Raw genomic sequence first — 21,851 nt, forward strand, 5'->3', positions numbered from 1 at the left:
GTTCGAGCAGGGGCTTCAAACGATCGGACGCCGCTTCGCCGAGCCGCTGACCGCGGAACGGCTGGCTTCCGAACTGAACGTGTCAGCATCGCATTTGCGGAAGATTTTTTTGCGGTATGCGGGCGAGACGCCCAAGTCGTACATTTCGGCGCTGCGGCTCCGGCATGCGGAACGCTATCTGCTGCATACGGACATGAAGCTGCATGCGATCGCCGGAGCATGCGGTTACGGCGACGAGTTTCATTTCAGCCGCACGTTCAAGAAACGCAAAGGGCTTTCGCCGTCGGCATTCCGCCGGACAAGCCGGGAACGCGGAGACCGCCTATAACCCGTTCCCGGGTCTCCCCCGACGCTGCCCCGATCCGGAAGGCGGAATAAAAGTTATGAGAAGCATCAGCCGCCGTGATCCGGTCGATCAAAATTTGTATGCCGCCGAAAAACGCGCAAAAAAGCCGACCCTTATAAGCCGGCTTATAAAATCTAAAAATTCTTATCCGAATTCATCTGAAAAACTTTCCGGCTTTCCGGTACAGCTGCTCCTGCCAGCGGGGGCTGCTTTGAATCATTTCGTGCATATTTTCCACGTCGACCGTGCGGCCGGCGGCGTTGCGGATGAAGAGCGAACGACCCTGATATTCCGCCGTGTAGCCGAACCAGGAAGAAATCAGCGGCACGATATCGTCGCGGTACGGACGCATCGTCAACAGCTGAAGGAAAGTATGGAAGCTGAGCGAGTATCCGGAATCCTGCGCCCTGCGCACGTATTTCGGCTTGATCGCGGCTTCGCATTCGGGACATCTATGACGCATGCCGAGGCGGTAGTTCGGCGTTTCGAACCGGAACGCGCACTCGGGGCAGCCGACCAGCGCCAGATCGCGCCGGGCATTATCGGGAACATGAACATTCATGGGAATCTCTTCTCTCCTTTTCTGTGCAGCTTCTGGGCTGTCGGTTTCTTTGGTTCCCTATTGTACTCTTATTCCGAAGACAAAAAAAGTCCCGGCTCCAAAACCGGGACTTTCGCGTTTCGGCGGCGTCTTCGGCGAACCGAAGCTTCGCACGCCGACGTTCTTCCCGCTTATCGCGAAGAACCGCGCGCCGCGGCTTGAACCAGGCGCCGTGCGGTTTTTTTCGCGAATCGGGGGCGGCGGGCTAAGGCCCGGCCGGCTCTGCCGGTAGCGTCAGCTCGAACCGCTTGTTTCGGCGGTCCCGCTCGCCGGAGCAGCCGTCCAGCATGACTCGGCTTCCGGGAACTTCGTCAAGCGGCAGATCGACGATCTTTTCGCACGTGTCGTATTGTTTCTCCGCCGTACCGAAGGCGTCATGCGTACTGTCGTACCGGTAACGGATGACGTTCCCGTCGCCAAGCAAATCCTCGAAGACCGGATCGCCTTCCGGCGTATAAGACACGATGTGAACGGATGCCGGACTTCCCGCTTCTAACGCCTTTCTGAAATCTTTCCATTTATCCAGGTTGATCAGTTCGCCGCTCGGCTTCGCGACCAGATCGCCGTTCTCCGATGCCCGTTCGGGATCGTACGGAATCTCCATGATCCGCTTATACAGCCGCTCGGCGGAACTCGGCGTCAGTTCGGCATAGGTCCGGCCCGAGTCCGAGACGTCCGCCAGCATGCCCGAACTCCCCTCGTTCCCGAACCACAGCAGCACGCGTTTATGCTCTTTGCCGGCCGTGAAGCTTGCTTCGTAATCCGGCGCTTCGAGATCCGGTTCCGCGTTCGTTTTTTTCGCCGTCGCATAAGCTTCTAGAAAATCCCGCAGCGCGCTTCCGTCTTCCAGTCGCCCGTAAACGGAGTTGTCCGATTCTCCGCCGGGCAGGCCTCGCCGAACGGTCACGCCGTCTTCCGCACTCCGGCTCGCTTCCAGATCGGAGTTCCGAAGCAGCAGGTTGAACGTCCCGCCGCCGGCACCGGAGCAGCCGTACAGCACATATTCGGTCATCGGTTCGTCCGAATGCGGAAATTTGGGCCGGTTGACGATCTTTTCGCAGGTCGTGCTCCGTTTCTCCGGCAAACCGTACGCATCCAGCGAGTTGTCGTACAAATAGTGAATCGAATGCCCGTCGTAATTCATATTTTCAAAAACGGGGTCTCCTTCGTCCGTATAGAGCGCGATTTGGACCGAAGCCGGCTGCCGCTGATCGATCCGCTTCAGGAAAGCCTGCCATTTTTCGATATGAAGCGTGCCGGAGGGACCTTGGGCAATATCGCCGTACCGCTTCGACTGCTCCCAGCCGTAAGGGATGCTCTCGATGCGCCGGCGAAGATCGTCCTTCGAGTCGGCATCGACGGCATACCCCGTCAAGGTGTCGGACGTATCCATGAGCATTCCTTTTTCGCCCTTCGGCGAACTCCAAAGCCAAAACGTTTTCTCCTCGCCGCCCGAGGCGAAGCGAATCTCGTAATCGGGCGCGGTCATTTTCAGCGCGCCGGGAATCTTTTCGGCATGTCGATAAGCTTTTCGGAACGCGTTCAGATCGTCCGGCGAACTTAATTCGCCGAGCGGGCGGGGTTCGCCTTCCGGAATATGCCGATCTATGGTCAAACTGCCGATCCCTGCCTCCGGCAGCGGTTCGAGCGCCGCTTCCCGGCCGTTGTCACAAGCCGACAGTCCGATGAGCACGAGCAGACCGCAGATTGTCGTCAATATGCGTTCCGGCATAGAATCTCCTCCTTTTTCCTCTAGACGCATCGAACAGGAAAAGGGTTGCGGGAAAGAAAGGCACTCCGATCGAACGCAAAAAAAGGTCCCGGTTGCGAAACCGGAACCCCTATCGAAGCGGACGGAACGTTGAACGAACGTTCAAGCGCGAATCGCGCCTGCCCTGCGCCGCCGGGAAGGCGCGGCCTCAGCCCCAGACTTCGTCCGCGACTTCTTTGACGAATCGAAGCTTCGCCCACTGCTGCTCTTCCGTCAGAACATTGCCCTCTTCGGTCGAAGCGAATCCGCACTGCGGGCTGACGCACAGCTGATTAATGTCCACGTACTTCGCGGCTTCCTCGATGCGGGCCAGAATCTGCGCTTTGTCTTCCAGCTCGCCGAATTTGGAGCTGAACAGACCCAGCACGACCTGCTGGTTCTTGACGTGCTTCAGCGGTTCGAAGCCTCCGGCGCGCTCGCTGTCGTATTCCAGATAGAACGCGGACACGTTGGAGCCTCCGAACAGAATTTCCGCGATCGGATCGTAGCCGCCGCCTTCGCCGGCATACGTCGATTTGAAGTTGCCGCGGCAGACGTGCGTCGTGACGACGAGGTCGGCCGGAAGGTTCTCGATCGCCAGGTTGTTGACATGCAGGAAGCCTCTCGCCATCTCGTCGATGTCGACGCCCGCTTCTTCCTGCATGGCGCGGAACTGTCGGTCGCTCAGCGCGCCCCAGGTGCAGTCGTCCAGCTGGATATTGCGGCATCCCGCTTCGTAGAAGGCCAGAATCGCGTCGCGGTAAGCGGTGCCCACATCCCCGTACAGATCCTGGATGTTCGGATAGAACTCGTTGACCGTTTTGATGTTGTCGCCGCGGAACAGTTCGAACAGAAGCTGGGCCGGAGCCGGGATCGTCTGGCGGGCCACGACGTCGTCGCCGGCCGCGCTTTTGAGAAATTTGAAGTCTTCCACCATCGGGTGTTTCGCGCCTTCGCCGACTTTGCCCGTCAGGACCGCCGTTTCCGCCCGGGACTGGACGCCGTGGAACAGATAGCCGCTTTCCGATGCCTTTTTGTCGACGCCGCCAAGCCCCCAGAAGAAGTCGAGATGCCACCACGAACGCCGGAATTCGCCGTCCGTTACGCCCTTGAGGCCGACCTCTTTCTGTTTGGCGACCAGCTTGACGATCTCTTCGTCCTCGACCTTACGCAGGTCTTCCGCGCCGATTTCGCCCGCGGCGAACTTGACGCGCGCATCCTTGATCGCCTGCGGACGCAGAAAGCTGCCGACGATATCGTGCCGGAACGGAACCGTATCTCTTTGAATCGCTTGTTCGAAGATCGTGCTCATCAGTAAAATCCTCCTTGGGAATGCGGAATCGGAATTCGATGTTCTGGCAAGTGTCGAACCGGATCAACCGTTTGCCGCCGATGGTCAGCCCGCTTGCTGAGCTGGCGGCAAGATTAAGGCTTACTATACCATGCGCCCTACCCCTCGGGATAACGCTTAAAAGCTATACCCCGCTATCGCGATTTCTTATAGCGGGGTACAGCCGTCGGATTTATTGACTTTTCTCTGTCACGACAAGCGGCCTGAATCCGGCCAGACTTCCGCCGCGGTCTCCGCGACCAGGCGGATTTTGTCCCACTGTTCGTCTTCGGTCAGCAGATTGCCTTCCTCCGTCGAAGCGAAACCGCACTGGGTGCTGAGACACAGTTGGTCGATCGGAACAAAAGAAGCCGCCTCGGCGATGCGCGCCTTCAGCACCTCCTTGCTCTCCAGCCCTCCGTGCTTGGTCGTCACGAGGCCGAGCACGACGAACTGGTCCCTGACGAAGCGCAGCGGCTCGAAGCCGCCGGCGCGCTCGTTGTCGTACTCCAGGAAAAAGGCGTCGACCCGGCATCCGCCGAACAGCGCTTCGGCCACCGGCTCGTATCCGCCCGAAGCGAACCAGGTCGAGTGAAAATTGCCGCGGCAGACGTGCAGCGCGATCGTCATATCGTCCGGACGCTCCGCGATCGATTCGTTGATCAGCCGGACGTAATCTTCCGCCAGCTTGTCGGGGTCGGTCCCCTGGCTGCGCAGCTGGGTACGGTGCAGCAGGCTGCACAGCGTGCCCCACGACGTGTCGTCAAGCTGAAGATAGCGGCATCCCGCGTCGTAGAAAGCTTGAATGGCATCGCGGTATACCTGCACGATGTCCGCGAACAGTTCCTCGTCGCTGCCGTAAGCGTCCCCGCCGTTATAGCGCTGCACGAAATGGAACAGCGCCGGCGAAGGGATGGTCATTTTGACGACGACGCCGCTCCCCGCCAGATCCCGCAGCGATTCGAAATGGCGCAGCATGGGATGATCGCCGAAGGAAATGCGGTCTCTGACCCGGAACGTCTCCGCGCGCTGCTTGGCATCGACGCGGCCCGCTTCGGCGTTCAAATCGATCTTTTCCGTTCCGCGGACGCCGAAAAAGAAATCGAGATGCCACCACGAGCGCCGGAATTCGCCGTCGGTCACCACGGAAAGTCCGAGTTCTTTTTGACGCTGCACGAGCTTGGCGATCTCCGCCGTCTCGAGTTCGTGCAGTCCCTCATCCGAAAGCGCCCCTTCCCGGTGCAGCCGCCGCGCTTCGATCAGCTCCGGCGGACGCAGGAAACTGCCGACGAGATCGCAGCGAAAAGGCGGTTTGGTTCTGGTTGTGCCGATCACTGGACTTTGCATACGTCCCTCCCGAATGTATGAATGAAAAACGGACGCCCGAAAGGCGCTAGAACAGAAACTGGTTGGCCGCGAAATAGCGTCTGGCCACCAGATCGTTCAGCAGATCGACGTAGGCCGCCGCAGCGCGGCTCGGACGCCGGTCTTTGTGCGCGATCCAGCCGATCGTGAACAGCTCCGCCGTCTCCACCGGCACCGATTTCAGCACCGAGCCGTCGAGTTCGGGCGCCAAAATGCCGGTGCCGATCGTGTAGCTGTTCGTTCCGGCGAGCAGGCTGGACAGCGTGGCGCGGTCGTTCACCTTAATGCTGCGGGCCGCCTCCGGAAGATGCAGCAGCTCCTCGGCAAAATGCAGCGAGCTGTTCTCGCCCTGGTCGAACGTGATATAAGGATACGGCTGCAGATCCTCCACTGCAACGGCGGCCCGGCGCGCAAGCGGATGCGAAGCGCCGACGAGAACATGCGGCTGCGTGTTGAAGAGCGGCGTGAACTTGAGGCTGCCGTCGCTGAACAGCTTGTTCATTACCCGGGCGTTGCGGTCGCATAAGTACAATATGCCCAGATCGCTGCGCAGCGTCCGTACGTCTTCGATGATGTCGGCCGTCTGCGTTTCGCGCAGCGAAAACGTATATTCTTCTCCGGCGTTGCCTTCCATAAGCGCGGTGAACGCTTCGGAAGCGAACGCGTAATGCTGCGTCGAGACGGAGAACTGCATCGTATCGCGCCGCTTGTTCTTGTAGCGCCCTTCCAGCAGTTCCGCCTGTTCGACGATCTGACGGGCATGGGACATGAATTCCACGCCGTCCGCTGACAGCGTAATTCCCCGGTTGGTCCGGTCGAAAATGGTGATGCCGAGCTCCTGCTCCAGGTCCTTGATCGCGTTGGAGAGGCTCGGCTGCGAGATGAACAGGCGCTTGGCCGCCTCGTTGATGGAGCCGCAGCCCGCCACCTCGATCGCATACCTGAGCTGCTGTAAGGTCAATTGCGCTCCCCCCGCTTTCCGGCGCACGCGCACCGGTTATTCATAATGCCCGAATTGCGGGCCTTAACTGACGCCGTACTTCTTGTCCCATGATCCCTGCTGCTTGCGGATCAGCACGATCTGTCCGATATGGTAGGCGTTATGAATCGTCAGATGGGTCAGATCGCCTGTCCACTTATCCAGCTTGTCGTCTTCCGCCTGCTCGACGGCTTCGATCCAGCCGGACATCGTCTCGTCGTAAGCTTTCAGCGCCGCGCTCCATTCGGCGTCTTGTCCGTCCTGGGGTTCGAACGTATCGTCGTTGCTGCCGACCTCGGCAGGCGAACATTCGGCTCCCTGAAATCTTTTAAGATAACGATTGTTGTAAAACTCCAAGTGACGCACGATCTCGTGCACGCTGTTCATTTCCTCGTTGCTTTTCCAATTGGCCTGCTTCTGGGTCAATCCCTTGACGGACGCGGCCATCGACGTGAACCAGCCGTTCTTGTTGCGGCAGGCTTGAAGCTGCTCCAGCAAAATCTCGCGGTTTGTCATGAGTTTCCTCCCGGTCGTTCGATTTGGGGTTCGGCACGATTGGAGTCGGACGGTCCGGCGTTCAGTCCCGCTCGGCCAGTTCCAGATGATAGTCGCCGACCGCGCCTTTTTCGTACAGATTGTCCAGCGACGTCGAATAATTATGAATGTCCGTCCCGCACTCGAGCCCGATCGCCGGAATGCGCAGACGGAAAGCCCCCTTGTAAAGCAGCGTCGCGACCTCGTGATAGTCTTCGTGCGTCACCTTGAAGTCGAAGGCGAACACGCGCCGCTTCGTTCCGTCCGGCGACGCGACCTTGAATTCGCGCAGTCCGGTCGCTTCGAGTCTGCGCTCGTCGATCCACACTTCCGTCCGTTCGTCGGTATTCACGGCCTCGCCTCCTTTTATGTATAACGCGGGTAAAGCATTTTTACTATAAAGGATTTGCGCGCGGGATTCCACATCTATACACTTTAACTTAAAGATCCGGATCGAACAAAAGGAGCGTCGGCATGAGCCTGAAAACCGAAGCGGTAACGAAGCGTTCGCCCGATTTCCCGCAGATCAAAGCGCTGTACGAAGAAGCTTTTCCGCAAAACGAAAGGGCTCCGCTGTCGATCCTCTTCAGGAAAGCGCGCAAGCCCTTCGTCGATTTTACCGCCTATTATGAAGAAAACGACTTGATCGGGTTCTCTTATCTGTCCTTGTACCGGGACCTTGTCTTCGTCATGTATCTGGCGATCGAGCCCTGGCAGCGCTCCAAAGGGTACGGAAGCCGGATTCTGGAGCAGATTCGAAGAACGTATCCGGACAACCGGATCGTGCTCAATATCGAAGCCTTCGATCCCGGCGCGTCCAATGCCGAGGAACGTCGGCGCAGACGGGAGTTTTACGTGCGCAGCGGTTACGCCGGATCGGGCTTCCTCGTCAAAGAATTCGGCGTGCTTTACGAAGCGCTCGTGCAGGGCGGTCCCGTCGGGCAGGACGAATACTTGCGCCTTTACGGACGGTTCATGGGGTTTCCGCTGTCCGTGCTGGCGCGTCCGAAGATTTTCCCGATGCCGGACGCGCGGCGGCCGACTGCCGAATAAGGAACAGGAACATTCCCGCCAGCACGAGCACGCCGCCCACGATCTGCAGCCAGGTCATATGCTCGCCGAGCAGCCATACGGCCAGCAGCGAAGCGCCGACCGGTTCGCCGAGAATGCTCATGGAAATGGTCGTGGCGTTGACGTAATTCAGCAGCCAGTTATTGATGATATGCGACATGGTCGGCACGACGGCCAGCAGCGCGAATACGCCCCATTCTTTTGCCGGATAAGCGAAAAATTCCTGGCTCGTCGCGAGATTGAACAGCGTGAGGAATACGGCGGCGGACAGGAACACGCAGAAGCTGTAGATCCAGTGCGAGACTTTTTTGACCGCGTTTTGTCCGATAAACAAGTATCCCACTACCGCGATCACGCACAGAAACGACAGCAGATCCCCTCTGATCGCCTGGGCGCTCAACCCGAAATCTCCCCAGCCGATCATCATCACGCCGAACGTGGCGACCGCCAGCGCGAAGATCGCGGCCCTCGTCGTACGCTCCTTGAAAAAAATAAAACCGGCGATCAGCGAAACGAGCGGCTGCAGCGCCAGAATGATCGTGGAACTGGCGACCGTGGTCAGCTTCAGCGATTCGAACCACAGCGCGAAGTGCATCGCCAGAAACAACCCCGAGAAGATCAGCAGACGCGCTTCTTTGCGGCCGATGCGCCTGAACTCCTCCCGTTTGGCCCAGACGATGGGCAGCATCAGAATGCAGGCGAACCACATCCGGTACATGCTTAAAATAGGCGCCGGCGCGCTTGACCATTTGACGAAGATCGCCGAAAAGGAAATGGCGATGATCGAAACGGTCAGCGGAATGGCAATGGACTTTTTCATTTTTCTCTCCGTCTCCCCGACTTCTCTAGTCTGATCGATTGCCGGCACAGGCCGGCCGGAACTTATCATACCAGCTATTTTCGAGAAAAAGAATATCCGAAGCCGCTTTCCGAGGCCGGCAAGAACGCGCTGCCGATCGGCAGAAGCGCGCAACCCTCTTTTTCTCCTTGTGAGTCAAAGCCAGAGACACAGGTTAAGTCCTTTCTGTGTTTGTACGGCGGACTTATGAACTCACCTTATGAATTCGGGAGTGAAGCTATGCCTGAAAATAACGAATCAATATCGCAAATCGCCGATCTGGTCGAAAAGTTTTTCAAAACCAGTTTCAACAATAAGCCGGGCAAGATCGGGGTCTCTCTGGACGAACGGTCTCTGATCATCCATCTCGAAGACTTTATGGGCTCGCAGATGGAGAATCTGGTCAAGTCCCATGATCCCGACGCTTTGCGCTCCGTTCAGGAGCTGATGGTCGAGCACTTGATTCCTTCTTTGACGGAAAGAATCCAGCAGTTGACGGGAGTCGAAGCCGGTCCCTTCTATTACGATTGGGCGGATCACGATCTGTCCTGCGTGCTGGTCAGCCTGCTCGGCAGCAAGACCTACCGCGACAAGGAAGATTATTATTTGGGCAAAGACGCCATCCATCAGCAGATCGGCAAAATTACGTACGAGATCGAAAAAGTTCCCGACGCCACCTATTCGTACTGGGCCGCGGATCATGTGCTCGTGATCGTCCGGGAAGGCATTCTGATCAAACTCGAAAAAGCTTTCATCGAGCAGGGAGCCACCGAGGTTCTAAGAAAGGTCAAGCGAAATCTGGAAAAGAAAGTGGTATTTCAGGAAAGCCGCGTGGAGGAGATTCTGAAGCGCAAGCTGAAAGGCATCTACCTGGATTGGTCCTTCCACGAAAACAATAGTCTGCTGATCTATGTATTTGAGAACTGACGTCTCCCGGCCGCTTTCGATCCGTATCGTCCGCTCTCGCGCTCCCGGAAACATCGGCAAAAGGCCCTCCGTTTTCGGAGGGCCTTTTCCTGCTTTTTCCCGTCTTGCGTCATCCTGCTTCCGGCCGCGCTTACTTCGCGGCGTTCCGCTTCTCCTGCTCGCGCAGCTCGATGCGGCGGATCTTGCCCGAAGCGGTCTTCGGCAGATCGGTCACGAACTCGATCTTGCGCGGGTATTTATACGGAGCGGTCCATTCCTTGACGCGGCTCTGCATGTCCTTGATCAATTCCTGCGTTCCTTCGACGCCTTCGCGCAGCACGACGAAAGCTTTGACGATGCTGCCGCGGATCTCGTCGGGACTGGCGACGGCCGCGCATTCCTTGACGGCCGGATGCTTCATCAGCGCCTCCTCGACTTCGAACGGACCGATCGTGTAGCCCGAGCTGATAATGATATCGTCGCCTCGGCCTTCGAACCAGAAGTAGCCTTCTTCGTCCAGCTTCGCCCGGTCGCCGGTAATGAAGAACTCGCCGCGCATCGACTGCTGTTTGCGGTCGGGGTCTTTGAAATATTCGCGGAACAGCGCCGGCAGTTCGCCGTGAACGGCGATATTGCCGACCGTGCCCGGAGGAACCGGAGTCCCTTCGTCGTCGACGACGAGCGCGAGCCCTTCGGCCATCGACTTGCCCATCGCGCCCAGGCGCACCGGCGAACCGACGAGGTTCCCGATCAAGAGCGTGCTCTCCGTCTGGCCGTAGCCGTCGCGAATCGTCAGATTATGATGCTTGCGGAACTCGTTAATCACTTCCTGGTTGAGGGGCTCGCCCGCCGACACCGCGCTGCGCAGATTGGTCAGATCGTACTCGTCCAGGCCGTGCGACTTCGCCATCAGGCGGTATTCGGTCGGCGTGCAGCACAGCACGCCGATCTTGTAATCCTGCAGCAGATGCAGATACCGCTTGGGCTCGAACGTTCCGCTGTAGACCAGGCCGGTCGCTCCGCTTCCCAGTACGGACAGGAACGGGCTCCAAATCCATTTTTGCCAGCCCGGAGCCGCCGTCGCCCAGACCGTATCGCTTTCCCGGATATCGAGCCACGACGCCGTGATGCGCAGATGAGCGTAAGCCCAACCGTGCGTGTGCACGACGCCTTTCGGATTGCCCGTCGTGCCCGACGTGTACGCGAGAATCGCCATGTCGTCGCGCGACGTGTCCGCCGTCTCGAACGTATCGCTCTGTCCTTCCATGAGAGCGTTCAGGTTCAGCCAACCCTCTTCCGCCGACAGATCGCCCGCTTCCTTGGCCACGATGCGATGCTTCAGCTCGGGAAGCTCGTCCTCGATCCGATCCACCTCGCCCGTCACCGACGGCCAGGAAATGACCGCGCGCGCTTCCGAATGCCGCAGCCGATACGACAGATCTTTCGCTCTCAGCATCTCCGAAGACGGAATAATGACCAGACCGAGCTTCAGACAGGCCAGATAAATGGCGTAAGCGATAATGCGGCGCGGCACCGTTACCAGCACTTTGTCGCCTTTTTCCAACCCGAGCTTCGCCAAGCCGCCCGCCAAGCGGTTCGCCTGCTTCAGCAGATCGCCGTACGAGATTTCCGCTTCTTCTCCATTTTCGCCAAGCCACTTAAGCGCGACTTTCCCGGGCGCGTAGCGCTCCATTTCGGAAGTCAAATTATATCGTTCGGGAGCAACCCATTCGCTGTATTTCATCCGATCCTTCTCCTTTGTGAAAAAACGTAGTCGTCAAACCAACACTAAAAGCCGTTCCCGCTCTTAGGAGTGAATGGCTTTTAGTATAGCATGTATTAGGACCAGGTGTTAAGCCGGCTCATGTTTTCTTCATGAACGGACGAAACTTCAGTTTTTAAATAAAACGTTTGCAAGTTTTCTTCAACTTTGTGATATCGTTCACAACATTAACTTTCAAATCTGTTTTAATAGACATGTAGACCAATTCCAATGGAGGCGAACAACATGAGTTTTGACGGCGCAGTAATCGAACGGAATGGCAAAAGATTCGCGGTGGTATCGGTGAAGCTTCACGTGCTGGGGTACAGCGGAACCTGCGAGGAAGCGGCCGCGAAGTACGCACCCTTTTTCCCGGATATGCCGATCGTTCTGATGTCCCAGGATGCCGACGGCGTGCCGAAATGCTGCGGAGATTCCGATTGCGTGGCTACTCTCTCCGAACTCGGCGCGGCATCCATTCCGTGGCAGACATACACTTCCGTTCCTCAAGAGGAACTTGCGCTCCGGTAATCCGGGGTGCTTTTTTTTGCCCGAAAGTTTAGATTGAGTTTCTCAAGTTCTGTCATACTTCTGTCGAAGAGAAACTGTATATCTGAATTTCGAGGTGCGAAGACATGGGAGACATGATTACTTACTTAAAGTGGCGCGGAGATTTGAGTTTAAAAGAAAGGCCGTTCAACGAGGTCGACAATCTGATTTTATCTTCCATTTCTTATTTCGACTGGGAAGGCATCCTGCCGGACCCGACGGAGAAACGCAGCGTGACGGTCCAAGAAGCCTGGGAAGCTCTGCACGAGAAGGAAGCCGCCCCTACTCTCGAACGATTCCGACGATTGAATATTATCGACGAAGCTTTGCTGCAGGCAATGGCAGATTCGGAACGCTTCAAGAACGTCAAGCTCTCCTGCTTCGTCGAACGGATGGACGAAATAGAGGTCACGCAGTTTGCCGCGCTGATGGCCGAGCTTGACGACGATACCTGCTATATCGCTTACCGGGGAACCGACAATTCGATTCTGGGATGGCGGGAAGACTTTTCGTTAAGCTTTCAGACCGTCTCCGCGCAGCTGCACGCGCTTGAATATTTGGAGTCGGTCGTCCGACCCGGCCGCTCGTATCGGGTCGGCGGCCATTCCAAGGGCGGAAATCTGGCGATGTATGCGGCCATGATGTGCAGCGAATCCGCGAACGATCGCATCATCGAAGTATACAACAATGACGGACCGGGATTCTGTCAGGACCTTCCCTGTGCCGCGCATTACGATAGGATCAAACACAAGCTCATTCGGCTCGTTCCTGAATTCAGCGTGATCGGCATGCTGTTCGCCTCCCAGGACTCCGATCTTCGCATCGTCGGCAGCCGCGCCGAAGGCCTTAAGCAGCATCTGCCTTTGACCTGGGAAGTCGAAAGAAGCGCCTTCGTCTCCAAGCCCGATCTGACCAAGCGCTGCAAATTTAGTTTCGGTTTTCCGGTGGAAAAATCCTTCATCGTGAAAGATGATCAAGTTTACGGAGCCGTCGGCTTCAATCCGCGGGCAATGGCGAACGGCAGCAAATTTTATAAGCTCGATTCGGCGGGAAAACAAAGATGGGAAGTCGTTCTGGACGGTTTCGTGTACATGCACGGTTTCGTAAACGATAAACTTCTCGTCTATAACCAGGACGCAGCTTACGCCATCGACAAAAACGGGAAAGTCGCATGGAAAAAAGAGATCCCTAAGAACGGTGCCTCCGAATACAAATCGATCAAAAATTTGTATAACGGCGGCTTTATTTTAGCAACTTCTTCCGGCCGTCATAACTTTGCGGAAATCACGGATTGGAACATGAAAACCAAAATACGCTACACGCTCCCCGAGAAAAATTTTTTGAGAGGAGTTCAGCCTTTCGGCAAAGATCTGTACGTGGTTCAGATCCAACAATCCGACAACAAACAGCTCCTCGTGGCGATCGATCAAAAAGGGCAAACCAAATGGAAACGCTCGATCGACTCTTCCACGAACCGTCTTTACGTTTTGGACGGAAAGCTTATGTACGCGAACAATGCGGGATTTTTCGCGCTGAACGCCAAGGGAGAAACCCTGCATCATTCTCCGCTTGACCCGCTCGACCCGCTTCCGGGCTCTTATTCTTACGTGCTGGAAGCCGATAAAGATCGCATCTATGTCCATTCTTTGACCTTGGCGCATCCTTTAAGCAATTATATGTACGTGTACGACCGCAAAACATTGACTTTATCGGAATCGTTCGGCAATCCGACCAAGCGCATACAAGACCCGGATTACGAAGACTCGGAAACCGGCACTTATTACGACGCTTTATTTTATGATAAAGATCAGCTGTATGTGCTGATCTTCAACAATCTCAAAAAGTTGAAAGTCGTCAAAGAATAAGAAAAAAAGCCGAACGAACGCCAAAAAGGCGGGTTCGGCTTTTTCTTTTTGACTACCGTCGACGGCGGACGCGCCATTCGCGGCCGCACCCTTATCCGTCGTTTCGGTATCGGTTAATCCCTTCACGTCTCCAACAAATACTTCAAATCGCTTCCGTCCGTCGGATAACCGTACAGCGTATCGGAGAGCTGCGCCGCCGTAAGGCCGTGCCGCATCGCGATGGCGAAGTAGTTGATCAGATGTTCCGCCTCCCCGTTCAGCACGTGCGCGCCCAGGATGCAGCCGCTGGATTGGTCTAAAATCACCTTCGCCATGCTCGGCTTCTCGCCCATGCGCTTGTACGTATACCAGCCGGACATGTCCACGGTATTGACCTTGATCTCTTTCCCGCTTTTTCGGGCCTGTTCTTCGGTCATCCCGACCGACGCGAGCATCGGATACGTAAACACGATCGACGGAGTCGCCGTATAGTTCGGCTTGACGCTGCCTTCTTCCAGCAGGTTGGCCGATACCGCCCGCGCTTCCAGTCCGGCGATCGGCGTAAGCGGCAGGCCGGGGGAACCGGAAACGTCGCCTGCGGCGTACACGTCGGAGTTACTGACGCTGCGCAGATGCTCGTCGACCGTAACCCCTTTCTTGTCCGCTTCGACGCCGCCTTTTTCCAGATCCAGCTCATCCACGTTCGGAACCCGCCCCGCGCCGTGCACGGCAAGCCCGCATTCCAGACGGAACGGCTGCCCGTTTTCCGTCCCTTCCAGCACATAACCTTCGCCGGATTCCGTCCGCGAGATTTTTTCCGTTTTCGCGTTCAAATGGAAGACGATGCCGAGTTCTCTCATCCGCTGCACGAGCGCATCGACCAGATCGGGTTCGAAGTTTTTGAGCGGCTTGTCGTTATTGTGGATAATATGCACGTTCGCCCCCGCTTCGGCCGCGATATGCGCGAATTCGAACGAGATATAGCCGCCGCCGATAAACGCGAGCGTGGACGGCAGCTCCTTCAGATCGAGGAAGCCTTCGCTGTTCCCCAGCAGATCTTCGCCTTCGATCCCCAGCGTCGCCGGCTTCGCGCCGGTCGCGATCACAATTTTGCCGCCCGTCAGTTCTTCTTCTCCTACTCGTATGCTGTTTTTCCCCGTAAAAGAAGCCGATCCGTGGAAATAACGAATGCCCGCTTCTTCGAATTTCTCTTCGGTGGACTGCGGAATGTTTTCGACGAACGTAGTCTTGAACGCCATGAGGTCGGCCCAGTCGATGGCATTTTCGCCGGCGAGGCCTTTGCCTTTCAGATTTCGGCTGCGGGCGATCAGCTCGGCGGCTCCGGCCAGCACCCGTTTCGGGTCGCAGCCTCGCTGCGAACAGGTGCCGCCGAACGGGCGGGAGTCGATAATGGCGACGCTCCAGCCCTGTTCCCGGCATGCGGTCGCGACGCTCTGGCCCGCGCTGCCCGTGCCGAGAACGATCAGGTCGAATGTGGATTCGGATGATGCTGTCATCGGATATTCCCCGCTCTCTGTATACGATTGGTTGGCTTATCTCTTCCGTATCCATTACCCGAATCGCCGGCTTCCGACTTCGCCGCATTCCTCATCCGCCTGCAAAAGATCGTCCGCGTTCGGATACCGCACGAGAAAACGGCCTTCGGATACGGCGAGTTCCCGCCGCCCCGAAGGCCGTTTCATATGCTGCTCCGTTATTTGCCCGCTCCTTCGACAATCGTCGAAACAGCGTGCTTGTAAATGAGACTCTGCTTATTCGCAGGCGTGCGCACGACGATGACGAAACGGTCGAACGCTTCCACTTTCCCCTGGATTCTCGCTCCGTTTACCGTAATGACCGTACACTCGATCCCGTTATCGCGCAGCTGCCCGAGCCGCTCGTCCTGCTGAAAATCCGCTTTTTGTTCTCCCGGTTGTCCGTTTGGCATCATGATCCCTCTCTCTATTTTAATGGGATTGAAAGTTCGTCTTGAACAGCACAAAACATTTCTTCGACATTATACCATCCGAAGCGCCGGGTCTCAAAAAGGCTGGAGCGAAATTTTCGTCAGCGTAAAGCTTCCGTCTTCCGAATGATCGCGGTACGGGCTCGGCACGACCGCGTCGACGGACCGCAGTTCCTCTTCCGTCAGCTTTGAATCCAGCGCCTTCAGATTGTCCACGAGCTGACGCTCGCCGCGGATGCCGACGATCGGAATCGCGTCCTCGCGGCGCACGGACTGACCGGACGCTCAGAAATGCCGTTCCAGGCGGACTTCGGCCCCAGCCTGCCTCGCCCTTTTAATGCGCCGAGCAGCGCAGCGTCCACTCGCCGACAAATCGCTGCGGCAGCAGGTCGGCGGTCAGCGCCGTCCGGTATACTTTTTGTTCTTCGCCCAGGTGGGCCCGACTGTCCAGTTCTTCGATCTCCGCCCGAAATACGGACGGGTCGTACAGCAGCTCCACGCTGCCCCGTTCCCCCGTCCAGATGACCGAACCGTCGGCCGCATGGGGACGATGGAAGCTGATCAGATGCTCCGTAATCCGGTTGCCTTCCGATGCTGCGGACCGCTCGTCGCTTCGAGAACCGGCTTGAAATTCAAAGACGTCCCTTACCTCCAGCGAGGCGGAAGGATCTCCGTTCCGGCAGGTCCAGACGAAATGGCGCATGTAGGCGGTCAAACGGGCTTCTTCCCCGTAAGCGCGTGTGAGGTCCAGATCGAAATAAAGCCGGTCTCCGTCGCTTTTGCTCCGAAGAATGGCGGCCCGGTAGGATGTTCCGCCCATTTGCGGTTGACCGTTGATAACCGGCACCGAGTGGCCGAGCGACGAAGGATGCAGATGGCGGTAACGATCGGGACCGAAGTAGTCCTGCGTGTATACGCCGGGCCCCAAATCCGCCAGCAGCGTCTCTCCCGCGACATGAAGAATAAAATGCCCCAAGTCGTTGTGATTGTGCGGTTCGTCGTTGCTGCCGCCTTTGGCGGCGAACGCGAACAATCCGGCCCGGGTCTCGCGCTTATCGATTACCCAGCCCGCATCGGGGAAGCGGGTAGTGCCCGCAGGGACGCGTCCTTCCCCGGAAGATTCGTCGGTCCACAACAGATTGCGCACCTGGTGCGGCCAGCGGTAACAGTGGTCGGAATGAAAAGAAGGCGGATGCGGCACGGGCGGCGAAGAAGCGCCGATCCGGCTCCCGAGCCTGCTGAGCAGGCCGGGATGAAGGCGGTTCACCGGCGAGCAGTCCGAAAAGTTGATGCAGGCGGGCTCCGTCAGGGCGACAATCCCGGCGTAATCGGCAATGCGGCGAACTTTGCCGTCCTGCAGCAGATCCAGCCGGCCTCCGGTGTACGCATGGAGCATCTCCGCCCAGTACACGTAATAACCGAAGCCGTAGGTCCAATAACCGGCGCCTTCCATGCAGCAGCCGTCGTCGCCGTAGCCCGACAGAAAGCTCTCCATGGCATCGACGATTTTTGCCTGCATCCAAGCCAGCCGCTCCCGGTCTTCCACCAGCAGCAAAGCCGCCATACCGACCGCTCCGGCGCAGACGGCAGACCAATTATGCTCCGCGGAGAACCAGAAGAAAGGCTGTTCGCTGCGGAAAACCGGTTCGAATATCCGCCGCTCGACCTCGCTGCGTACCCGCTGCGCGATCCACGGATGGAGACGTTCTCCGACCAGCAGCAGCATCTCGGCCAGCGCATGCGCCGTCTCCGCGGCGAACAGGTCGACGATCCGATCGGACGGCAGCGTCTCTTCCGCTTCGGCAGTGGAGTACGGCAGATGCGCGGGAATCGCCCAGCTGTATTCGCCGCAGATCTCCCAGACGGTCCGTTCCAGCGCCGGCACAACCCTTTCTTCCCCGTCGATCAGCAGAGCCAGCGTAAGCGCAAGCAGCCTTCCCCGGCGCTGGAAGTAAGGCCGTTCGTATTCCAGACGGGTACCCTGCGCGCGGAATGTTCGGAACAACGCGAAATCCAGCTCCGGCAGCGGCTCGTTCACGCCCGATTCGGCTTCGCTGCGAATTTCTTCCAGCAGTCCTTCAAAGCGCTTGGACGCGCGCAGCTCGGCCAGCTTCTCCGGCGTGATCTCGGCCCCGGCCAGATCGTTCGGGCGCCGCTCCACCTGCAGTATCGCTTCCCTCAATCGATGATAGGCGATCATGCTTCTCCTCCTCACGGATAACTCTTTGGATGGATAACGCTTACCCATTCGATCCCGCGGAACCGATTCCTGCCGGCCCTCCCAAAAATCATTACCGCTGCCTTATGCGCTGAAGCGCATGCCCCTCCGCTCGCCGTCTTTTTTAAACGCCGCGGCGCCCGATATACAGCACATGCGGCGACATTCCCAAAATATGCCGATCTTCCGACACGTCGATCAGACGGCGAATGACCGCCGCGAACTCTTCGTCTCCTCGCTGCCGCCAATATTCCCACTGCTGCGCGTTCATCGCGCCCGCGATGCTGCTCGAGGCGATCAGCTTGAGACACTCGAATCCGCGGCTCTCCATAAAAGGCTCGATCTCGCCGACCTCGAAATAATACGCGCCGGTAAACCGTCCTTCGTCGGCATGGTCGAACGCTCCCGTCGCCATCAAGCGGTCCAGCCCTTCGGCCGTATGGTTCGGCTTCCAGGATTCCGGCTGCGCCAGCGACTTGCCAAGGAAAGCCGTTCTCGGCATAAAGGCGACGAAGACCGTGCCGCCCGGCTTCGTCACGCGGCGCAGCTCGCTTATCGCCCGCTCGCGATCTTCCGCAGCCTGCAGATGATACATCGGACCGAGCATGAGCGCCGCGTCGAAGCTCCGATCGTCCTGCCCCTCCAACCGCCGGGCATCCCGGGCGTAAAAGCCGTCAAAGCGGTCTTGCAGGTCCATCTCCCGCGCTTTGGCTTCGGCGATTTCCACCAACCTCGGCGTCAGATCGGTCAGCGTCATTCGATAACCCCGCCCGGCCAGCGTCATCGCGTATTGCCCGGGTCCCGCGCCGTTATCGAGCACCCGGCCGCCGACCGGCAGATTGGCCAATATATGATGCAGGTTGATCGTGAATTCGAGCGGCTCGCGCTCCAGTCTGCCCCATTCGTCGAACGCGCTGTAGTAGTCGATCAGATTTTTCATCTTATTCTCTCCATTCCATGCTCTTTATACGGATGCTGCTTCAGCTCAGTCTATGGAAACGATTCGCCATTCGCCCGCTTTATCCTGCTCGAAGTAAAAGGTGCAGTTATACGGCTTCGGCGCTTCGCCGGTCAAGCCGAGCATGCTTTCCACCGGTACCAGAACTCTCCCGTACTCCTCATGGATGGAACCTACCTTCTCGAAGTCGTATTCGTTCTGGAGCATATAATCGAACATTCCGGGCACGTCTAGATCCAATCCGCGATTCAACGCTTCGGCGTCTTTATCGACGATCGCGTGCAGCACGGGTTCCAGCTTTTTTCGCATTTTTTCGTTCCACAGCGGACTGTCGATCTGATCCCAGTCGACATGAACGCCGGGAGTCATGGCTGGGCTATCGTTTTTTTCGGCCGGTGCTTCATCAGGCCGCGTCTCCGTCTTGTCCGTTTTCGGAACCGCTGAAGAAACCGTTGAAGGTTCTGTTTCGACCGGCTTATCGGCGCAGGCGCTTACCGCCACGGCGGCGCAGGCTGCTGCGAGCATAACTTGAATCTTTTTTCTCATTTCCGCCTCCTGAATATTTTTGACTTGAGGTTTCTTTTTGACCTTCCCCCACGCGCGGCGGGATGATCCACAACAGAACGAATGATAACGCTCCGCAGATCAGCGGGATCGACAGCCATATCCACACTTTGCTTTTTTCGTTCATCGTCTCTCCCCCTCTATCCATAAGCACCTTTCCCCTCCAAAAAGTTGGCTCAAGCGGCGAACCATGCAAAAAGCCCCTTCGGTTCAAACCGAAGGAGCATTCCCTGCATTCCCGCTCAATACACGAACCGACGCTGCGCCCAGAAGCTGAACAGAAAGATCGAAATTTCCGTCAGGATCTTGGCCGCGACCAGAGGCAGAATCAGCTGCTCGTTATAGAAATGCAGCAGCCCGTAATTCAGCAGCAGCACCAGCACAACCAGCGAAAAATACTTCGGCATCGATCTGCCGATCTTCGCCGCATTTTTGCCGCCGAAGACATATCTGCGGTTCATCGAATAATTGAAGACCGAGCTGCACAGCCGTGCGGCCGCGACGGACAAGAACAGATTATGCGTGAGATACTGGAACACGAACAGCAGCAGGAAATCGATCAAGGCCGATGCCGCGGAAGAAGCGCTGAACGCCAGAATCGGCAGATAGATACGGAACGAATCGACGAGCGGCCGAAAATGCGAAGATTTGTTTTCTTCCAAATAAACGGTCTCGATAAAAATCTCGCGGATCGCGTACCCTTCGCGCCGCGCCGCCAGCAGCATGTTCATTTCGTATTCGAACCGATCGCCCGGAACGCCGCACAACCAATCCAGCATATCGGCGGAAAAGGCTCGCAGTCCCGTCTGGGTATCGTGCACCTTGCCGCCGGTTAATACCGCGAACACGCCGCGGGTCACGCTGTTGCCGAAGCGGCTTCGCAGCGGCACTTTACCCGTAAACTTGCGGCTGCCGAGCACCATGCCCGCGGAAGGAAGAAGTCCGACCGCGCCGGCGACCCGCTTGATATCGTGCGGAAGATGCTGGCCGTCGCTGTCGGCGCAGATAACGGGATCGCGCAGAGCCCGTTCGCGGATATGGCGGAAGCCCGTTTTGAGCGCGCAGCCTTTGCCAAGATTATGCTTATGCGTCAGCACCGTGCAGCCGTAGGCTTGAGCCGTCGCGAAAATGTCCCGGTAAGCCGGACCGCTGCCGTCGTCCACGATCACGATCGGACCGAGGCCGAACTCCTGCAGTTTGACGATCAGATTGAGGAGGCGGACGTCGGGTTCGTAGGAAGGAATGAGGATGGTCATGGCTTATTCCCCCTCGCCGACGTACAGAATGTCGCTGACGCCGCGTTCTTTGTTTTCGCCCTGCGGATTGTTGACGACCCGCCCCATAAAGTACAGGGTCGAGGAACCGCCGCCGTCGAGATTGTACGCCTCGGTCGCGCCGAGATCCTTCATGGCATTTGCCAGTTCCGTCAGCGTCATGCCGCGGCTCTCTTCCGAACGGCCGTCGACGACGACGAGCACGTAATGGTTGGCGGAGATCATGCCGATCGCCGTGCGGGGATTCGCGTCTTGAATGGAGCGATTGCCGAAATTTTTGTCGATGCTGACGCTGCCGAAATCTCCGGCAATCTCCCCGTCCCGGACCAGGACCGGGCCGAACGACAGCGTATTAAGCGCGCCGGAGGCGAGAAGCTCGGAGGCAGACGTCGTCGTTTCGTCGTACGTCCGCATCGTGCCGTCGCTCATCAGCGCCATGCCGTCTCGCGCCGGCTCGTCGCGATACAGCGTTCCGCCCCGGATAATGACGCCGTCGTCGCGGAAACCGTAGTAGTCGCCGTTGATCGCGAGAATCGCGCCGGCAGACGATGCGATATTCGACGTCGTGTCGGTAATATTGGTACCGAAGCTGTTGCCGGCGAGCGCCGATTTGAGATCGGCCGCATCCCGCAGCACGACATCGGCGGCGTAATAAATGGTCTGATCCGAACCGGAGCCGATTACCTTTTTCTCGATGGCAATGTCGATATCGTCACTGCTGTAATTCCAATCATCGGATGCGGCATTCGCTTCCGCCGCGGCCGCGACGACGTCCGCCGCTGCGGCGTTCGTTCCGCTGCTCAGGGACTCGTCGACCACGGCTACCTGTACATGAGGAATCAGATAGCGGTCAGCCAGGCCGTATAACACGGTCCCGAGCACCATAGCAAGGATCAAGGCGATCATCGGCCATTTGCGCTTCTTTTTGGATTGGATTGAAACGGGGGCATTTGCTCTCTTCATGGGGAAGCTCACCTCTTCGCGTTCTGTGATGAG

At 57.6% G+C, this 21,851-nt stretch carries 24 protein-coding genes; 5 read left to right on the forward strand and 19 right to left on the reverse strand.

Features of this window, described 5'->3' with window-relative positions; genetic code table 11:
• Positions 1-328, forward strand: a 328-nt coding sequence (locus tag GYN08_RS20350; RefSeq protein WP_166278429.1) for a helix-turn-helix transcriptional regulator, incomplete at its 5' end; no start/stop codon positions are given.
• A gap of 172 nt (positions 329-500) precedes the next feature.
• Here GYN08_RS20350 and GYN08_RS20355 read toward each other — a convergent pair.
• From GYN08_RS20355 to GYN08_RS20385, 7 genes are all read right to left on the reverse strand, one after another.
• Positions 501-908: a hypothetical protein gene (locus tag GYN08_RS20355; protein ID WP_166278431.1), complete on the reverse strand. Its 408-nt coding sequence runs from the start codon at positions 906-908 to the stop codon at positions 501-503.
• A 244-nt stretch (positions 909-1,152) separates the two neighbouring features.
• On the reverse strand, positions 1,153-2,679 hold the full coding sequence (locus GYN08_RS20360) for a DUF4362 domain-containing protein (RefSeq protein WP_166278434.1): 1,527 nt from the start codon (positions 2,677-2,679) through the stop codon (positions 1,153-1,155).
• A gap of 187 nt (positions 2,680-2,866) precedes the next feature.
• Positions 2,867-4,009, reverse strand: a complete 1,143-nt coding sequence (locus tag GYN08_RS20365; RefSeq protein ID WP_166278437.1) for a 5-methyltetrahydropteroyltriglutamate--homocysteine S-methyltransferase — start codon at positions 4,007-4,009, stop codon at positions 2,867-2,869.
• Positions 4,010-4,237: 228 nt separating this feature from the next.
• Complete coding sequence (locus tag GYN08_RS20370; protein ID WP_166278440.1) at positions 4,238-5,374, reverse strand: 5-methyltetrahydropteroyltriglutamate--homocysteine S-methyltransferase; 1,137 nt, start codon at positions 5,372-5,374, stop codon at positions 4,238-4,240.
• Positions 5,375-5,420: 46 nt separating this feature from the next.
• Positions 5,421-6,353 (reverse strand): LysR family transcriptional regulator, encoded by a 933-nt coding sequence (locus GYN08_RS20375; RefSeq protein ID WP_166278443.1) that lies wholly within the window; start codon positions 6,351-6,353, stop codon positions 5,421-5,423.
• Between the two features lie 63 nt (positions 6,354-6,416).
• Entirely contained in the window at positions 6,417-6,887 is a 471-nt protein-coding gene (locus tag GYN08_RS20380) for a DinB family protein (protein ID WP_166278446.1), read from the reverse strand.
• Positions 6,888-6,948: 61 nt separating this feature from the next.
• Positions 6,949-7,257 carry a DUF3219 family protein gene (locus tag GYN08_RS20385; RefSeq protein WP_328802987.1) on the reverse strand — a complete coding sequence of 103 codons (309 nt, stop codon included), beginning with the start codon at positions 7,255-7,257 and terminating at the stop codon, positions 6,949-6,951.
• A 122-nt stretch (positions 7,258-7,379) separates the two neighbouring features.
• On the opposite strand from GYN08_RS20385, the gene GYN08_RS20390 reads away from it, so the two are divergent.
• The gene (locus tag GYN08_RS20390) at positions 7,380-7,958 is read left to right on the forward strand and encodes a GNAT family N-acetyltransferase (RefSeq protein ID WP_166278449.1); all 579 of its coding nucleotides are present in this window, start codon (positions 7,380-7,382) and stop codon (positions 7,956-7,958) included.
• Here GYN08_RS20390 and GYN08_RS20395 read toward each other — a convergent pair.
• On the reverse strand, positions 7,879-8,796 hold the full coding sequence (locus GYN08_RS20395) for a DMT family transporter (RefSeq protein WP_166278452.1): 918 nt from the start codon (positions 8,794-8,796) through the stop codon (positions 7,879-7,881). The genes GYN08_RS20390 and GYN08_RS20395 overlap by 80 nt on opposite strands.
• 258 nt (positions 8,797-9,054) lie before the next feature.
• On the opposite strand from GYN08_RS20395, the gene GYN08_RS20400 reads away from it, so the two are divergent.
• Positions 9,055-9,741: a Na-translocating system protein MpsC family protein gene (locus GYN08_RS20400; protein WP_166278454.1), complete on the forward strand. Its 687-nt coding sequence runs from the start codon at positions 9,055-9,057 to the stop codon at positions 9,739-9,741.
• A 130-nt stretch (positions 9,742-9,871) separates the two neighbouring features.
• Here GYN08_RS20400 and GYN08_RS20405 read toward each other — a convergent pair whose 3' ends face one another.
• Positions 9,872-11,464, reverse strand: a complete 1,593-nt coding sequence (locus GYN08_RS20405) for an acyl-CoA synthetase (protein ID WP_166278457.1) — start codon at positions 11,462-11,464, stop codon at positions 9,872-9,874.
• 264 nt (positions 11,465-11,728) lie between these two features.
• On the opposite strand from GYN08_RS20405, the gene GYN08_RS20410 reads away from it, so the two are divergent.
• Positions 11,729-12,013 (forward strand): hypothetical protein, encoded by a 285-nt coding sequence (locus GYN08_RS20410; RefSeq protein ID WP_166278460.1) that lies wholly within the window; start codon positions 11,729-11,731, stop codon positions 12,011-12,013.
• 104 nt (positions 12,014-12,117) lie between these two features.
• A complete protein-coding gene (locus GYN08_RS20415) occupies positions 12,118-13,896 on the forward strand; it encodes an Mbeg1-like protein (protein ID WP_166278463.1) in 1,779 nt (592 codons plus the stop codon).
• A 122-nt stretch (positions 13,897-14,018) separates the two neighbouring features.
• On the opposite strand, the gene GYN08_RS20420 is transcribed toward GYN08_RS20415, so the two are convergent.
• The 10 genes from GYN08_RS20420 to GYN08_RS20460 form a co-directional block, all read right to left on the reverse strand.
• Positions 14,019-15,392: a dihydrolipoyl dehydrogenase family protein gene (locus tag GYN08_RS20420; RefSeq protein WP_166278466.1), complete on the reverse strand. Its 1,374-nt coding sequence runs from the start codon at positions 15,390-15,392 to the stop codon at positions 14,019-14,021.
• 54 nt (positions 15,393-15,446) lie between these two features.
• Entirely contained in the window at positions 15,447-15,578 is a 132-nt protein-coding gene (locus tag GYN08_RS23995; RefSeq protein WP_268952902.1) for a hypothetical protein, read from the reverse strand.
• An 11-nt stretch (positions 15,579-15,589) separates the two neighbouring features.
• Positions 15,590-15,826 (reverse strand): RNA chaperone Hfq, encoded by a 237-nt coding sequence (gene hfq / locus GYN08_RS20425; protein WP_235946421.1) that lies wholly within the window; start codon positions 15,824-15,826, stop codon positions 15,590-15,592.
• 90 nt (positions 15,827-15,916) lie between these two features.
• Positions 15,917-16,111 (reverse strand): hypothetical protein, encoded by a 195-nt coding sequence (locus GYN08_RS20430; RefSeq protein ID WP_206023857.1) that lies wholly within the window; start codon positions 16,109-16,111, stop codon positions 15,917-15,919.
• A 64-nt stretch (positions 16,112-16,175) separates the two neighbouring features.
• A complete protein-coding gene (locus tag GYN08_RS20435; protein ID WP_166278472.1) occupies positions 16,176-18,041 on the reverse strand; it encodes a heparinase II/III domain-containing protein in 1,866 nt (621 codons plus the stop codon).
• Positions 18,042-18,183: 142 nt separating this feature from the next.
• Entirely contained in the window at positions 18,184-18,999 is an 816-nt protein-coding gene (locus tag GYN08_RS20440) for a class I SAM-dependent methyltransferase (RefSeq protein WP_166278475.1), read from the reverse strand.
• Positions 19,000-19,044: 45 nt separating this feature from the next.
• Positions 19,045-19,386, reverse strand: a complete 342-nt coding sequence (locus tag GYN08_RS20445) for a hypothetical protein (protein ID WP_166278478.1) — start codon at positions 19,384-19,386, stop codon at positions 19,045-19,047.
• 106 nt (positions 19,387-19,492) lie between these two features.
• Positions 19,493-19,708 (reverse strand): hypothetical protein, encoded by a 216-nt coding sequence (locus GYN08_RS20450; RefSeq protein ID WP_166278481.1) that lies wholly within the window; start codon positions 19,706-19,708, stop codon positions 19,493-19,495.
• 115 nt (positions 19,709-19,823) lie between these two features.
• Positions 19,824-20,837: a bifunctional glycosyltransferase family 2/GtrA family protein gene (locus tag GYN08_RS20455; RefSeq protein WP_166278484.1), complete on the reverse strand. Its 1,014-nt coding sequence runs from the start codon at positions 20,835-20,837 to the stop codon at positions 19,824-19,826.
• A 3-nt stretch (positions 20,838-20,840) separates the two neighbouring features.
• A complete protein-coding gene (locus GYN08_RS20460) occupies positions 20,841-21,818 on the reverse strand; it encodes a phosphodiester glycosidase family protein (protein WP_206023858.1) in 978 nt (325 codons plus the stop codon).
• Positions 21,819-21,851 lie beyond the last annotated feature (33 nt).

This window comes from Saccharibacillus alkalitolerans (genome assembly GCF_011090185.1).
Taxonomy (GTDB): Bacteria; Bacillota; Bacilli; order Paenibacillales; family Paenibacillaceae; genus Saccharibacillus; species Saccharibacillus alkalitolerans.

What these genes read in the sequence shown, in the direction of transcription:
- GYN08_RS20390 (WP_166278449.1), top strand. Translation starts at nt 7,380, where the DNA reads ATGAGCCTGAAAACCGAAGCGGTAACGAAGCGTTCGCCCGATTTCCCG.
- GYN08_RS20395 (WP_166278452.1), bottom strand. Translation starts at nt 8,796, where the DNA reads ATGAAAAAGTCCATTGCCATTCCGCTGACCGTTTCGATCATCGCCATT.
- GYN08_RS20420 (WP_166278466.1), bottom strand. Translation starts at nt 15,392, where the DNA reads ATGACAGCATCATCCGAATCCACATTCGACCTGATCGTTCTCGGCACG.
- GYN08_RS20435 (WP_166278472.1), bottom strand. Translation starts at nt 18,041, where the DNA reads ATGATCGCCTATCATCGATTGAGGGAAGCGATACTGCAGGTGGAGCGG.
- GYN08_RS20365 (WP_166278437.1), bottom strand. Translation starts at nt 4,009, where the DNA reads ATGAGCACGATCTTCGAACAAGCGATTCAAAGAGATACGGTTCCGTTC.
- GYN08_RS20380 (WP_166278446.1), bottom strand. Translation starts at nt 6,887, where the DNA reads ATGACAAACCGCGAGATTTTGCTGGAGCAGCTTCAAGCCTGCCGCAAC.
- GYN08_RS20370 (WP_166278440.1), bottom strand. Translation starts at nt 5,374, where the DNA reads ATGCAAAGTCCAGTGATCGGCACAACCAGAACCAAACCGCCTTTTCGC.
- GYN08_RS20440 (WP_166278475.1), bottom strand. Translation starts at nt 18,999, where the DNA reads ATGAAAAATCTGATCGACTACTACAGCGCGTTCGACGAATGGGGCAGA.
- GYN08_RS20450 (WP_166278481.1), bottom strand. Translation starts at nt 19,708, where the DNA reads ATGAACGAAAAAAGCAAAGTGTGGATATGGCTGTCGATCCCGCTGATC.
- GYN08_RS20455 (WP_166278484.1), bottom strand. Translation starts at nt 20,837, where the DNA reads ATGACCATCCTCATTCCTTCCTACGAACCCGACGTCCGCCTCCTCAAT.
- GYN08_RS20405 (WP_166278457.1), bottom strand. Translation starts at nt 11,464, where the DNA reads ATGAAATACAGCGAATGGGTTGCTCCCGAACGATATAATTTGACTTCC.
- GYN08_RS20400 (WP_166278454.1), top strand. Translation starts at nt 9,055, where the DNA reads ATGCCTGAAAATAACGAATCAATATCGCAAATCGCCGATCTGGTCGAA.
- GYN08_RS20415 (WP_166278463.1), top strand. Translation starts at nt 12,118, where the DNA reads ATGGGAGACATGATTACTTACTTAAAGTGGCGCGGAGATTTGAGTTTA.
- GYN08_RS20460 (WP_206023858.1), bottom strand. Translation starts at nt 21,818, where the DNA reads ATGAAGAGAGCAAATGCCCCCGTTTCAATCCAATCCAAAAAGAAGCGC.
- GYN08_RS20445 (WP_166278478.1), bottom strand. Translation starts at nt 19,386, where the DNA reads ATGACTCCCGGCGTTCATGTCGACTGGGATCAGATCGACAGTCCGCTG.
- GYN08_RS20410 (WP_166278460.1), top strand. Translation starts at nt 11,729, where the DNA reads ATGAGTTTTGACGGCGCAGTAATCGAACGGAATGGCAAAAGATTCGCG.
- hfq (WP_235946421.1), bottom strand. Translation starts at nt 15,826, where the DNA reads ATGATGCCAAACGGACAACCGGGAGAACAAAAAGCGGATTTTCAGCAG.
- GYN08_RS23995 (WP_268952902.1), bottom strand. Translation starts at nt 15,578, where the DNA reads ATGAAACGGCCTTCGGGGCGGCGGGAACTCGCCGTATCCGAAGGCCGT.
- GYN08_RS20355 (WP_166278431.1), bottom strand. Translation starts at nt 908, where the DNA reads ATGAATGTTCATGTTCCCGATAATGCCCGGCGCGATCTGGCGCTGGTC.
- GYN08_RS20360 (WP_166278434.1), bottom strand. Translation starts at nt 2,679, where the DNA reads ATGCCGGAACGCATATTGACGACAATCTGCGGTCTGCTCGTGCTCATC.